The organism is Paragemmobacter straminiformis (assembly GCF_014243445.1).
GTDB lineage: Bacteria > Pseudomonadota > Alphaproteobacteria > Rhodobacterales > Rhodobacteraceae > Paragemmobacter > Paragemmobacter straminiformis.
The window spans coordinates 321033-332874 of record NZ_JACLQD010000003.1 but is presented as its reverse complement, the minus strand read 5'-3'; the positions used below and the strand labels follow the sequence as shown (position 1 = coordinate 332874).

Genomic DNA, 11842 nt, shown 5'->3' with positions numbered 1-11842 from the left:
CACATCGGCTAACAGGCCCCGTCCCCGCATGGGGGACGTTTTTAGGAGAACCCCGATGGGCTATAAGGTCGTCGTCGCGGGTGCCACGGGCAACGTGGGCCGCGAAATGCTGAACATCCTCGCCGAGCGCGAGTTTCCGGTGGACGAGATCGTGGCGCTTGCGTCGCGCAAATCGCTCGGCACCGAAGTCAGCTTCGGGGAAAAGACTCTCAAGACCAAAGACCTCGACACCTTCGATTTCACCGGCTGGGACATCGCGCTCTTTGCCGTGGGTTCGGAAGCCACCAAGATCTACGCGCCCAAGGCCGCCGCGGCTGGCTGCGTCGTGATCGACAACTCGTCGCTCTACCGTTACGACCCCGCGATCCCGCTGATCGTGCCCGAGGTCAACGCCGACGCGATCGAGATGTACAAGAACAAGATGATCATCGCGAACCCCAACTGCTCGACCGCGCAGATGGTGGTTGCCCTGAAACCGCTGCATGACCGCGCCCGCATCAAGCGCGTGGTCGTGGCCACCTACCAGTCGGTTTCCGGCGCGGGCAAGGAAGGCATCGACGAGCTGTGGGACCAGACCAAGGGCATGTATGTCCCCGGTCAGGAAGTCGCGCCCAAGAAATTCACCAAGCAGATCGCCTTCAACGTGATTCCGCAGATCGACGTGTTCCTCGACGACGGTTCGACCAAGGAAGAATGGAAGATGGTCGCCGAGACGAAGAAGATCCTCGACAAGAACATCAAGGTCACCGCGACCTGCGTGCGCGTTCCGGTCTTTGTCGGCCATTCGGAAGCCATCAACATCGAGTTCGAGGATTTCCTCGACTGGCAGGAAGCGCAAGACATCCTGCGCGAGGCTCCGGGCGTGCTGCTCGTCGACAAGCGCGAGCCGGGTGGCTACATCACGCCGGTCGAATGCGTGGGTGACTATGCCACCTATATCAGCCGCGTCCGTCAGGACTCGACGGTCGAAAACGGCCTGTCGCTGTGGTGCGTGTCGGACAACCTGCGCAAGGGCGCTGCGCTGAACGCGGTGCAGATCGCCGAAGTGCTGGGCAACCGCTGCCTGAAAAAGGGCTGACCAACCCCCTGCGGCCCCGGAAAACCCCGCCCGAAACGGCGGGGTTTTTTGATTCCCGGCCCCCGCCCCGGTAAGGGAATCGGGCCAAGGAAAGCCCATCTTGGGCCACGGTCCGACGCAGGAAGGCCATTGTTCGGCCAAAATCCGGCAGACATCGGGCTTGGCCGCACGACACAAGGTCGTTGCCGGACCCATACCTCCGCATGGGGCTTACCGCTATGAACGCCCAAAAAAACCTAGGTCTGATTGAGATGCTGCCACCTTTCGATGCATCAATGGTCAACGAACTGATTTCGGGGGAAATGCAAATGTTCAAGAACTTCGCCACCACGATCTTCGCGCGCCGCACCGCTGCCAACGCCTGCTGCGAAGCCGAAAGCCTGACCCGCAGCGAGCTGCAGGACCTGTTCCGCAACGAATTCGAAGTTCACAACCGCAGCGCCGCCGAAATCACCGCGCGCCACGCCGGTCGTCGCCCGCAAGCCCTCGCCGCCTGAGGTTTGCGCCCCGCCCGAACGGGCAGGGCTGTCGGTTCAGCCGACCAAGACGAACCCGTTTCGAGCCGGATCGTACTGCTCGAGTCCCCCCGCCCCGGTATCGGTCCACAGACCATGCAGCGTCAGCCGTTCCTCTTCGACGGCGGCGCTGACAAAGGGGAAAGTCATCAGATTTTCCAGACTGACCAGCACAGCCTCTTTTTCCAGCGCGCGCGGCCGCTCGTCTTCGGGCAAATGCGCGACACGGTGGAATCCGGGGCGCAGAATGTCCATCCAGCGGCCGACGAAACTCGACTTTTCCTCGAGCTGCGGCGCATGGCCGGAACACATGTCATGACAGCCCCGCACGCCGCCGCAGTTGGAATGCCCCAGCACCACGATATGCGCCACACCCAGCGAGGTGACAGCATATTCCACGGCCGCCGAGGTGCCGTGATATTCGCCATCGGGGTTATAGGGCGGGACAAGGTTGGCCACATTGCGGTGGATGAAGAACTCTCCTTCATCGGCGCCGAAGATCGAGGTGACATGCACGCGGCTGTCGCAGCAGGAAATCACCATCGCCCGCGGATGCTGCCCGCTTTCCGCAAGGCGGCGGTACCACGCCTTGTTGTCCTGATAGGTCGTGGCCTTCCAGCCTTGAAATCGCTGGATCAGATAGGCGGGAAGGGGGCGGGCCTGAAGCATAACGTCTCCTTGCTTCTTCGTTCCGTGGGCCTTCCTAGGCCGATGGTCAGGAAAATTCGAGCCTTTATTGCGGAGCAGCGCAACCTTTTCTTCAGTGGCACGAAACATGCTGTCGGACGGGGGTAGGGATATCTTGGGGTGTGCCATGACAACGGCTGTCGTTGCCCTGTGCCCGCGCGAACTGGTGCGCGAGGATACACGGGCGATCCGCGACCTTTACGACCGGCTTGGTCCGGTCAGCGCCGAACGCGTGCTCGCGCGGGCGGTCGATGAACTTGCGCTTTCCATCTCGACCCTTGCCACGCAAGTCCGCAGGCATGACATGCGCGATCTGCAATGGCAGTCGCGGCGCTTGCAAAAACAGGCGCTTGGCCTTGGGCTGATCAGTCTGGCCGGCGTCGCGGGCGATCTGCGCCGCTGCGATGGCGACCCGACCGCCTTTGCCGCCGTCTGCGCGCGGCTGATGCGCGTTGCCGGCGGTTCGCTGGACGAGTTGTCCTGTCAGGTCACGGCAGGCGCTTAAGGGCCTTGCGGGGGTCGGTGTGTCAGGTAGGCTTGGGGACCATAACCCCCTGTGCCGGACCTGTGCCATGACCCCTGCCTTTGCCGAGCCTAACGCCCCGTCACGCCCCCTGCATGTCGTGGGGGCAGACGCCCTCGACAGCTTTCGCGAAAGCCTGCCCGAGGCGATGCGCAACTGGCTTGCCGCGACAGGCTTCGAAGGGGCGCTTGGCGACCTGCGGCTGATCCCGGCCGAAGACGGAACCGTGGGCGAGGCCGTGGTGGGCTTCGGCACGGCCAGGACACGCCGCCGCACGCGCTTTGGCATTGCCAAGGTCGCGGCCAGCCTGCCCGCAGGCGCGTGGCATCTGGAAGGCAGCCTCGGTGTCGCCGAAAAGACCGAAATCGCCTTGGGCTGGCTATTGGCGCAGTACCGTTTCGATTACTACCGCCCCGGCGCCAAGGTGCCGCAACCGGCCCTTCTGAAATGCCCCGAAGGCTGCGATGCGGCGCTGCTGACCGCGATGGCCGAGGGCGAGTTTCTGACCCGCGACCTGATCAACACCCCCGCAGCCGACCTTGGCCCCGCCGAGCTGGAAGCCACGCTTTGCGATCTGGCCGACCGCTTCGTCGCCGATGTGACGGTGATCCGCGGCGAGGATCTGTTGGCCAGAAACTTCCCGATGATCCATGCCGTGGGCCGGGCCTCGCCCCGCGCGCCGCGGCTGCTTGATATGCGCTGGGGCGAAAAGGGGCCGTTGGTCACGCTGGTCGGCAAAGGGGTCTGCTTCGATACGGGCGGGCTGAACATCAAGCCGTCCTCGGGCATGTCGCTGATGAAAAAGGACATGGGCGGGGCTGCCACGGTGATGGGCCTTGCGCTGATGGTGATGCGGCTGAACCTGCCGCTCCGCCTGCGCGTGCTGATCCCTGCCGTCGAGAACGTCATTTCCGGCAATGCGCTGAAACCCAAGGACATCCTCACCTCGCGCAAGGGGCTGACGGTCGAGGTGAACGATACCGACGCCGAAGGACGCCTTGTGCTGGCCGATGCGCTTGCCTACGCGACCGAGGAGGCGAGCGATCTGGTCATCTCGATGGCGACGCTGACGGGGGCGGCACGGGTCGCCGTGGGGCCGGACCTTGCGCCCTATTACAGCGATGACGCCCGCATGGTCACGGCGCTGGAAGGTGGCGCGCAAGCGGGCTTCGATCCGGTCTGGCGCATGCCCTTTCACGACGCCTATGAAAGCGTCATCGAACCGGGGATCGCCGATCTCGACAACGCGCCCGGTTTCGGCTTTGCAGGGTCGGTCACCGCCGCTCTGTTCCTGCGCCGCTTCGTCGACAATCCCCGCTACATGCATTTCGACATCTACGGTCACACCCCCTCGGACGCGCCCGCGCGGCCCAAAGGCGGCGTGGGTCAGGGCGCGCGCGCCCTTCTGCTGGCCCTTCCGGCGATGCTGGGGCTGTGATGGACCGCCGCCTGACCCCCGCGAACGCCCGCGCCGCGCTGACGCTGCTGCAAGGCAAGGTCGAAGCCGGTCGCTTCACCACGGGCGAGGCGGCAAGCCTGATCGCCCCGGTGACCGACCTGCTGAACCAGCCCGAGGGCACGCGCGACCGGCAGGTTCTGTGGGGCGAGGCGGTGACGGTGATCGACCGCCACAAGGGCTGGGCCTTTGTGCAGGCCGCCAAAGACGGCTATTGCGGCTACCTGCCCGAGACCGCGCTTGGCCCCCTTGCATCCCCGACCCACCGCGTGACCGCCCCGGCAACCCATCTTTACGACGCGCCCAAGGTGCAGGCGCGCGATCTGGCCAGCCTGTCCCTTGGCAGCCTTGTCACGGTGGTCGAGGATGGCGGCAAATTCGCGCGCACGCCGCAGGGCTTCATTCCGGCCAAGCACCTGCGACCGCTGGACCAGCCCCTCGACGATGCCGCCGCCGTGGCCGAGCTTTTCATCGGCACGCCTTACCTCTGGGGCGGGAACAGCCGCTTCGGGCTGGATTGTTCCGGACTCGTCCAGGCGGCGCTGACGGCCTGCGGCAAGGCCTGCCCCGGCGACAGCGATTTGCAGCAATCCGTCGGAACCGCGCTGGCCGATGACGCGCCCGTGCAGCGCGGCGATCTTCTGTTCTGGAAGGGCCATGTGGCGATGGCCGTCGGTCCTGACCGGCTGATCCACGCCAACGGGCACAGCATGTCGGTCGCCTATGAGGGTATCGCAGACTGCATCGCCCGCGTGATCGCGCAAGAGGGGCGGCCCGTGCTGGCCCGGCGGCGGCCATAGCGGCTTTGACCGGAAGGGCGGGCCTGACAGTGCCGGCCTAGTCGATCGGGCGGATCATCTTTTTTTCCAGCACGCGCAATACGGCCGGCAGGTCATGCCCGCGCCGCAGGATCTGCCCGTCCATGCCCACGACCGCATACATCCCCTGCCGTGACTTCAGCTTGGGGCGCTTTTCGATCCGGTAAAGCGGGTTCTCGGCCGTGCGCCGGAAGATCGAGAAAACGGCCGCCTCGCGCAGGGCCGAAATCCCGTAATCACGCCATTCGCCAAGCGCCACCATGCGACCGTAAAGCGTCAGGATCGCGGAAAGCTCCTGCCGGTCGAAATGAACCTGCTCGGGCAGGGCCGGGATGGGGAAAGGTGTCGGTGTCTGGACCGTCATATGGCCAGCTTACCCCCTTGCCTTGGCAAATCAAGCGCGCGCTGCACCGGCGGGTTCGCGAAATGCCGCGATAAGGCCCGACACAAACCCCGAACTTTCCCGATTTCGGCCCCCTTTGCAGGGCAAAAGGGCTTCAGACGACCGCTCGGGCCGGAAACTGCCCCCAAATCAAGCCCGGTCCGGGCGGTCGGACAAAGAAGCCCCCGTTGCTTGCCGCAGCGGGGGCTTTGCCTTGGCTATTGCGCGAAACCGGGGGCAAGGGTGACCGTGCCGGTCTCGAACCCGCGCCAGTTCTTCTGCACCACGTTCAACCGCTTCAGCGTTGCAGGGTGGTTCGCGTTAAGCACGCCCAGCCTGACCAGAAGGCCCGCGATTGCCGCCTCGGACCCGCGCGTGCCGCCATCGGTGATCTTGAGGGCGATGCCCATCTTGCGTTCGGGAATGATCGCCACAAAGACCGCCTCGGCCCCCGTCTTGATCGCCACCTTGCCGCCCATCGCCCGCATCAGCTCGGTGCAGGCGCGCCCTTCGCCTGCGACCATCTCGGGGTGCATCGCCATTGCGCTTGCCAGACGGTGCATCGCCTTTTGCCGCGCATCGCCCGTGTCGCGCGCGGCGGCAAAGGCCGCCATCGACCGCGCCAGACCGTGGACGGATGTGGCGAAGTTCGGCGCAGAGCAGCCATCGATGCCGTAACCGGGGCTGGTTTCGCCCGTGGTTTCCTCGAACGCCGCCTTGGCCGCCCTTTGCACGGGGTGATCGACCTCGACATATTCCGACCCTGCCCGCAAATGCCGGTTCAGCGTCAGGAACCCGGCGTGCTTGCCCGAGCAGTTGTTGTGCAACTGGCAGGGCTTGTCATGCGCCAGCGTCAGCCCTTCGCGCGCCGCGCGGTCAAGCGGATCATGCGAACCGCAGCGCAGATCGGCCTCGGACATGCCAAGCCCCGCAAGCCACTGGTCCACCGCTTCGGTGTGGATCGCCGCCCCCTCGTGGCTGGCACAGGACAGCGCAAGCTGGCGCGGCGTCAGACCGGCGGCATCTGCGGCGCCGCTTTCCAGCAGGGGAAGCGCCTGGATCATCTTGCAGGACGACCGCGGGAAGATCACCGCTTGCGGATTGCCCCAGCTTTCCACGATCTGCCCCGTTTCGTCACAAATGACCGCATGGCCGGTGTGGGTGCTTTCCAGAATGCCCCCGCGCCATGCTTCGACCATCGGCACCGCGCCGTCATTCACCTTGCTCATCGCAAATCCCCCTCACGCCTGCGCGATTTCTTGCCCAAAGGGCTTTTATGAAATCGACTTTCCCGTTTACAAGGGAGTATCGGGTTGACAGGTTCCTTGCCACTGAAAAGGGCGTCATGTGTCGGTTGAACCGGCACGAAGACGGCGGTGGCCGGATCGAGGCATAGAGTGCGGAGGCTTTCGACATGACGTTCCATCTTGGCCGCGTTTTCGGCGCAGCGGTGATTGCGGCAACACTTCCCCTTGCAGGCGCCGTGGCGCAAGAATCGGGGAACCGCGTTGCCGTCACCTCGGACTGGAACGTGTTCACCGAAGAAAGCCCCAAGGAATGCTGGGGCGTGACCGTTCCGAAGGAATCGGTCAACACCCGCGACGGGCAGCCTGTGTCGGTCCGGCGCGGCGATATCCTGCTGTTCGTGACCTATCGCCCCGGCAACGACCCCGAAATCTCGTTCACGGGCGGCTATCCCTTTGCAGATGGCTCGTCTGTCGGTGTCGATGTCGATGGCAAGACCTTTGAACTCAAGGCCGATGGCGAATGGGCCTGGGCCGTGCCGGGCACCGATGGAACGATCCTCGACGCCATGAAGAACGGCTCTCAGGCGGTTCTGACTGCGCGCTCGGGCAAGGGCACGCAGACCAAGGACACCTTCTCGCTGCGCGGTTTCACCGCCGCAGTGACCGAGGCTGCGACCCGCTGCAAGTAACGGCTCGGCGCATTCGTTCCGGCGATTTCAGGCTCCCCCTTGGGGAGCCTTTCGTTTTTGGAGCGAATCCCCTATATCACCCCTTTCTGGCCTTTCAGGATGAGACCCATGACCGCCACCGCGCCCATCACGCAGGACGTGCTGACCCTTCCGCGCAAGCTGCCCGAAGGGGGCAAGGTCAACATCGTCGGCCTGACGCGCGAACAGTTGCGCGCCGCACTGATTGCCGCCGGAACGCCCGAGAAGCAGGCCAAGATGCGGCTGGGGCAGATCTGGCAATGGGTCTATCACTGGGGCGTGCGCGATTTCGCGGTGATGACCAACCTTGCGAAAGACTACCGCGCCTTTCTGGCCGAGCATTTCACCATCGAGATTCCTGAAGTGGTAAGCCGTCAGGTCTCGGCCGACGGCACGCGGAAATATCTGGTGCGGATCGCGGGCGGGCATGAGGTCGAGACGGTCTATATCCCCGAGGAAAACCGCGGGACGCTGTGCATTTCTTCGCAGGTCGGCTGCACGCTGACCTGTTCCTTCTGCCACACCGGCACGCAGAAACTGGTGCGCAACCTGACGGCGGGCGAGATTGTCGGGCAGGTCATGCTGGCCCGCGACGATCTGGGGGAATGGCCGGTTCCGGGTGCGCCAAAGGACGAAACGCGGCTGGTCTCGAACGTCGTGCTGATGGGCATGGGCGAGCCGCTTTACAATTTCGACAACGTCCGCGACGCCATGCAGGTGGTGATGGACAACGAGGGCCTGACCCTGTCGCGCCGCCGGATCACGCTGTCGACCAGCGGTGTCGTGCCCGAAATCGCCCGCGCGGCCGAGGAAATCGGCTGCCTGCTTGCCGTGTCGTTCCACGCCACGACCGACGAGGTGCGCGACAAGCTTGTGCCGATCAACAAGCGTTGGAACATCGAAACCCTGCTCAACACCTTGCGCGACTATCCGCGTCTGTCGAACAGCGAGCGGATCACCTTTGAATATGTGATGCTCAAGGGCGTGAACGATACCGATGCCGACGCGCGGCGCTTGGTGAAGCTGATCTCGGGGATACCGGCCAAGATCAACCTGATCCCGTTCAACGAATGGCCCGGCGCGCCCTACGAACGGTCGGACTGGGAGCGGATCGAGGCATTTGCCGACATCGTCTACAAGGCGGGTTACGCCAGCCCGATCCGCACCCCGCGGGGCGAGGATATCATGGCTGCCTGCGGGCAGTTGAAATCCGCCACCGAACGGGCGCGGAAATCGTCAAAGGAAATCGCGGCCGAGGCAGGGCTTTAAGGGCGCACCCCGCCTGTGGCTTCGGTCACCTTGTCGGCGGCGGCGCGGACAAGTTCGCCGATGCGGGTGGCATCCGACAGCGCCATGCGGAAGGCAGGGCCTGAAACCGACAGGCCCGCGACGGGTTCTCCGTGGGCGTTGAAGATGGGGGCGGCGACGCAGCGCATCCCTTCGGCGCGTTCCTGATCGTCGATGGCATAGCCACGGTCGCGGGTGCGGGCGAGATCGCGCTTGAGCGGTGCGGGTTGCGTGTGGGTCAGGCTGGTGAACCGCTCCATCCCCTGCCGCGCAAGGATGCCGTCAAGCTTTTCCTCGGGATACCATGCGAGCAACGCCTTGCCGATGCCCGACACATGCATGGGCGCCTTGGTTCCCGGCGGGAAAAAGGCGCGGATGGCCTGATGGGTTTCGACTTGGCTCAGGAACAGCACCTCGTCCCCCACCTCGACCCCGAGATTGGCGGTTTCGCCGCTGTCGCGCATGAGTTGGTCCATCGGGCCGCGCGCCCGTTCGACAACCTTGGTCCGGCGCAAAAAGGCCGAACCGACACGAAAGGCACCGGGGCCGATGTGCCAGACCTGCCCCGGTTCTTCGCATTCCACCATGCCGTGGGATTGCAGCGTGGTCAGCGCGCGGTAGACCGTGGCGACCGCCTGACCGCTGGTCTGCGACAGTTCCGAAAGCGTCAGCCCCGTGCTGCCCGCAAGCGTGGTCAAAAGCCCCAGCGCGCGGTCAAGCGCCTGGACCGTGTTCTGTTCGGTCTTGTCGTTGAACGCCTTGGGTCTGCCGCGCAGGCGGGGTTGGTCGGTCATGGCATCCCTTGGCTGAAAAAGCGCGAGGCGTTGATTTTCAACAGGATTACCGCGCTTTTCAACAAGTGAAAATCTTTTTCGAAAAAATTGTGCTGCGGGGTTGCAGCGCGTAGCCTTGGCACAACCGAACCCGAAAGGTGCGCCATGTCCTTCCAGAATCCCGTCTTTATCCCCGGTCCGACGAACATTCCCGAAGCGATCCGCAAGGCCTGCGACATGCCCACGCTGGACCACCGCTCGCCCGCCTTCGCCCGCATGTTCCGCCCTGCGGTCGAAGGGGTGCGGCGCGTGCTGAAGATGGAGGGGGGCGAGGTGATCATCCTGCCGTCGACCGGAACGGGGGGCTGGGAGGCTGCGGTGAGCAACACGCTTTCGGCGGGGGATACGGTTCTTGCCGCGCGTTTCGGCATGTTCTCGCACCGCTGGATCGACCTGTGCCAGCGGCATGGGCTGAACGTGCAGATCATCGAAACGCCGTGGGGCGAGGGTGCGCCGCTGGACCGGATCGAGGCGGCGCTGCGTGCCGATACGGCGGGGAAGATCAGGGCGGTTCTGGCCACGCATAACGAAACGGCAACAGGCGTGCGGTCGGATATCGCGGGGATCCGGCGGGCGATGGATGCGGCGGGGCATGGGGCGATGCTGTTCGTGGACGGCGTGTCCTCGATCGGGTCGATGCCGTTCGAGATGGCGGCATGGGGCGTGGATATCGCCGTGGCGGGCAGCCAGAAGGGGTTCATGCTGCCTGCGGGTCTGGCGATCCTTGGCGTGTCGGACAAGGCGCTGGCGGCGATGGAGGGGGCGACCCTGCCGCGAACCTTCTTTGATTTCAGGGACATGCTGAAAAGCTATGCGGGCGGCGGCTACCCCTATACGCCCGCCGTGGGGCTGATTGCCGGATTGGCAAAATCGGTCGAGATGCTTGAGGATGAAGGGCTGGAGAATGTTTACGCCCGCCATGCGCGGCTTGCGGGCGGGGTTCGGGCAGCGGTCACCGCTTGGGGAATGCGGCCCTATGCGGCGCATGAATCCCTTTATTCTGAAACGGTTACGGCGGTGAAAGTGCCGGATGGCTGCAATGGAACCGACCTTGTGAAGCTGGCGGCGGACAAATACGGCGTGGCCTTTGGCGTGGGTTTGGGCGAGGTTGCGGGCAAGGTGTTCCGCATCGGGCATCTGGGGATGCTGACGGATGTGATGGTGCTTGCAGGGCTGGCGACCGCCGAGATGTGCATGGCCGATCTGGGGTGGAAGGTTGCCCTAGGGTCGGGTGTCGCGGCGGCGCAGCAGCATTTTCGCGGCACCGCAGGGGCGCTGGCACTGGCGGCGGAATAGGCGGCTTCGTTAACGGGGCGTTAAGAAACCATCGCAATTTGCAAAGGATTCGGGGCGAAATGCGTATTCCCACTTTCGACGATGTTCTTGAAGCGCATGAGCGTATCAGGCCCTACATTCATAAGACGCCTGTGTTGACGTCGTCTTACCTTAACGCGCTGACGGGGGCGGAGCTGTTCTTCAAATGCGAGAACTTCCAGAAGGCGGGCGCGTTCAAGGTGCGGGGGGCGTCGAATGCGGTCTTTGGCCTGCGCGATGACCAGTTGGCGCGGGGTGTCGCCACCCATTCCAGCGGCAACCATGCGCTGTCGCTGTCTTACGCGGCGGGGCGGCGGGGGATTCCCTGCACGGTCGTCATGCCGCGCACGGCGCCACAGGCCAAGAAGGATGCCGTGCGCGGCTATGGCGGGGTGATCGTGGAATGCGAACCCTCGACCAGCAGCCGCGAGGCGGTCTTTGCCGAGGTGCAGGCGCGGACGGGGGCGGATTTCGTGCATCCCTACAACGACCCGCGCGTGATCGCGGGGCAAGGCACCTGCTCGCGCGAGTTGATGGAACAGGTCGAGGGGCTGGATGCCATCGTGGCCCCCATCGGCGGGGGCGGGATGATTTCGGGCACATGCCTGACGCTATCGACGATAGCGCCGCAGGTGAAGATTTACGCAGCCGAACCGCTGAACGCCGATGATGCGGCGCGCAGTTTCAAGGCGGGGCATATCATCGCCGACGACGCGCCCGATACGGTGGCAGACGGGCTTAAGGTGCCGCTCAAGGACCTGACATGGCATTTCGTGAAGAACCATGTGACGGATGTGTTCACCGCGACCGAGGACGAGATCGTCGAGGCGATGAAGCTGACGTGGAAACGGATGAAGATCGTGATCGAGGCGAGCTGTTCGGTGCCGCTGGCCGTGATCTTGAAGAACCCGCAGGCCTTCAAGGGCAAGCGGGTGGGTGTGATCTTGACGGGTGGCAATGTCGATTTGGACAAACTGCCGTGGATGAAGGGATAA

13 protein-coding genes are annotated in these 11842 nt (G+C 64.4%); 9 read left to right on the top strand and 4 right to left on the bottom strand.

Annotation, left to right across the window (positions count from 1 at the left end; genetic code table 11):
- Positions 1-55 precede the first annotated feature (55 nt).
- Together H7F16_RS12095 and H7F16_RS12090 are read left to right on the top strand one after the other, a co-directional pair.
- Entirely contained in the window at positions 56-1078 is a 1023-nt protein-coding gene (locus H7F16_RS12095; protein ID WP_185797856.1) for an aspartate-semialdehyde dehydrogenase, read from the top strand.
- A gap of 218 nt (positions 1079-1296) precedes the next feature.
- The gene (locus tag H7F16_RS12090) at positions 1297-1575 is read left to right on the top strand and encodes a hypothetical protein (protein ID WP_185797855.1); all 279 of its coding nucleotides are present in this window, start codon (positions 1297-1299) and stop codon (positions 1573-1575) included.
- A 36-nt stretch (positions 1576-1611) separates the two neighbouring features.
- Here H7F16_RS12090 and H7F16_RS12085 read toward each other — a convergent pair whose 3' ends face one another.
- Positions 1612-2262, bottom strand: coding sequence for a carbonic anhydrase (locus tag H7F16_RS12085; RefSeq protein ID WP_185797854.1), 651 nt, complete (start codon positions 2260-2262; stop codon positions 1612-1614).
- 145 nt (positions 2263-2407) lie between these two features.
- On the opposite strand from H7F16_RS12085, the gene H7F16_RS12080 reads away from it, so the two are divergent.
- The 3 genes from H7F16_RS12080 to H7F16_RS12070 all read left to right on the top strand — a co-directional run bounded on the left by H7F16_RS12080 (position 2408) and on the right by H7F16_RS12070 (position 5059).
- On the top strand, positions 2408-2785 hold the full coding sequence (locus H7F16_RS12080) for a hypothetical protein (RefSeq protein WP_185797853.1): 378 nt from the start codon (positions 2408-2410) through the stop codon (positions 2783-2785).
- A gap of 67 nt (positions 2786-2852) precedes the next feature.
- Positions 2853-4241, top strand: a complete 1389-nt coding sequence (locus H7F16_RS12075) for a leucyl aminopeptidase family protein (protein WP_185797852.1) — start codon at positions 2853-2855, stop codon at positions 4239-4241.
- Entirely contained in the window at positions 4241-5059 is an 819-nt protein-coding gene (locus H7F16_RS12070; protein ID WP_185797851.1) for a C40 family peptidase, read from the top strand. The genes H7F16_RS12075 and H7F16_RS12070 overlap by 1 nt, the downstream gene beginning before the upstream one ends.
- Before the next feature lie 37 nt (positions 5060-5096).
- Here the strand turns inward: H7F16_RS12070 and H7F16_RS12065 are convergent, their stop codons facing one another.
- Complete coding sequence (locus H7F16_RS12065; RefSeq protein ID WP_185797850.1) at positions 5097-5441, bottom strand: DUF2794 domain-containing protein; 345 nt, start codon at positions 5439-5441, stop codon at positions 5097-5099.
- Positions 5442-5677: 236 nt separating this feature from the next.
- Positions 5678-6688, bottom strand: coding sequence for an asparaginase (locus H7F16_RS12060; protein WP_185797849.1), 1011 nt, complete (start codon positions 6686-6688; stop codon positions 5678-5680).
- 185 nt (positions 6689-6873) lie between these two features.
- Here H7F16_RS12060 and H7F16_RS12055 point away from each other — a divergent pair, with 185 nt between their 5' ends.
- Both H7F16_RS12055 and rlmN read left to right on the top strand, forming a co-directional pair.
- Positions 6874-7395, top strand: a complete 522-nt coding sequence (locus H7F16_RS12055; protein ID WP_185797848.1) for an invasion associated locus B family protein — start codon at positions 6874-6876, stop codon at positions 7393-7395.
- A gap of 108 nt (positions 7396-7503) precedes the next feature.
- The gene (gene rlmN, locus H7F16_RS12050; RefSeq protein ID WP_185797847.1) at positions 7504-8682 is read left to right on the top strand and encodes a dual-specificity RNA methyltransferase RlmN; all 1179 of its coding nucleotides are present in this window, start codon (positions 7504-7506) and stop codon (positions 8680-8682) included.
- On the opposite strand, the gene bhcR is transcribed toward rlmN, so the two are convergent.
- The gene (gene bhcR, locus H7F16_RS12045; protein WP_185797846.1) at positions 8679-9494 is read right to left on the bottom strand and encodes an HTH-type transcriptional regulator BhcR; all 816 of its coding nucleotides are present in this window, start codon (positions 9492-9494) and stop codon (positions 8679-8681) included. The two genes, rlmN and bhcR, sit on opposite strands and share 4 nt — an antisense overlap.
- A 144-nt stretch (positions 9495-9638) precedes the next feature.
- Here bhcR and bhcA point away from each other — a divergent pair, with 144 nt between their 5' ends.
- Both bhcA and bhcB read left to right on the top strand, forming a co-directional pair.
- A complete protein-coding gene (gene bhcA / locus H7F16_RS12040; RefSeq protein WP_185797845.1) occupies positions 9639-10829 on the top strand; it encodes an L-aspartate--glyoxylate aminotransferase BhcA in 1191 nt (396 codons plus the stop codon).
- Between the two features lie 59 nt (positions 10830-10888).
- Positions 10889-11842 (top strand): beta-hydroxyaspartate dehydratase BhcB, encoded by a 954-nt coding sequence (gene bhcB, locus H7F16_RS12035; protein WP_185797844.1) that lies wholly within the window; start codon positions 10889-10891, stop codon positions 11840-11842.

Bases quoted from the DNA above. Each gene is read 5' to 3' on its own strand.
- H7F16_RS12095 (WP_185797856.1), top strand. From the start codon at position 56: ATGGGCTATAAGGTCGTCGTCGCGGGTGCCACGGGCAACGTGGGCCGC.
- H7F16_RS12090 (WP_185797855.1), top strand. From the start codon at position 1,297: ATGAACGCCCAAAAAAACCTAGGTCTGATTGAGATGCTGCCACCTTTC.
- H7F16_RS12085 (WP_185797854.1), bottom strand. From the start codon at position 2,262: ATGCTTCAGGCCCGCCCCCTTCCCGCCTATCTGATCCAGCGATTTCAA.
- H7F16_RS12080 (WP_185797853.1), top strand. From the start codon at position 2,408: ATGACAACGGCTGTCGTTGCCCTGTGCCCGCGCGAACTGGTGCGCGAG.
- H7F16_RS12075 (WP_185797852.1), top strand. From the start codon at position 2,853: ATGACCCCTGCCTTTGCCGAGCCTAACGCCCCGTCACGCCCCCTGCAT.
- H7F16_RS12070 (WP_185797851.1), top strand. From the start codon at position 4,241: ATGGACCGCCGCCTGACCCCCGCGAACGCCCGCGCCGCGCTGACGCTG.
- H7F16_RS12065 (WP_185797850.1), bottom strand. From the start codon at position 5,441: ATGACGGTCCAGACACCGACACCTTTCCCCATCCCGGCCCTGCCCGAG.
- H7F16_RS12060 (WP_185797849.1), bottom strand. From the start codon at position 6,688: ATGAGCAAGGTGAATGACGGCGCGGTGCCGATGGTCGAAGCATGGCGC.
- H7F16_RS12055 (WP_185797848.1), top strand. From the start codon at position 6,874: ATGACGTTCCATCTTGGCCGCGTTTTCGGCGCAGCGGTGATTGCGGCA.
- rlmN (WP_185797847.1), top strand. From the start codon at position 7,504: ATGACCGCCACCGCGCCCATCACGCAGGACGTGCTGACCCTTCCGCGC.
- bhcR (WP_185797846.1), bottom strand. From the start codon at position 9,494: ATGACCGACCAACCCCGCCTGCGCGGCAGACCCAAGGCGTTCAACGAC.
- bhcA (WP_185797845.1), top strand. From the start codon at position 9,639: ATGTCCTTCCAGAATCCCGTCTTTATCCCCGGTCCGACGAACATTCCC.
- bhcB (WP_185797844.1), top strand. From the start codon at position 10,889: ATGCGTATTCCCACTTTCGACGATGTTCTTGAAGCGCATGAGCGTATC.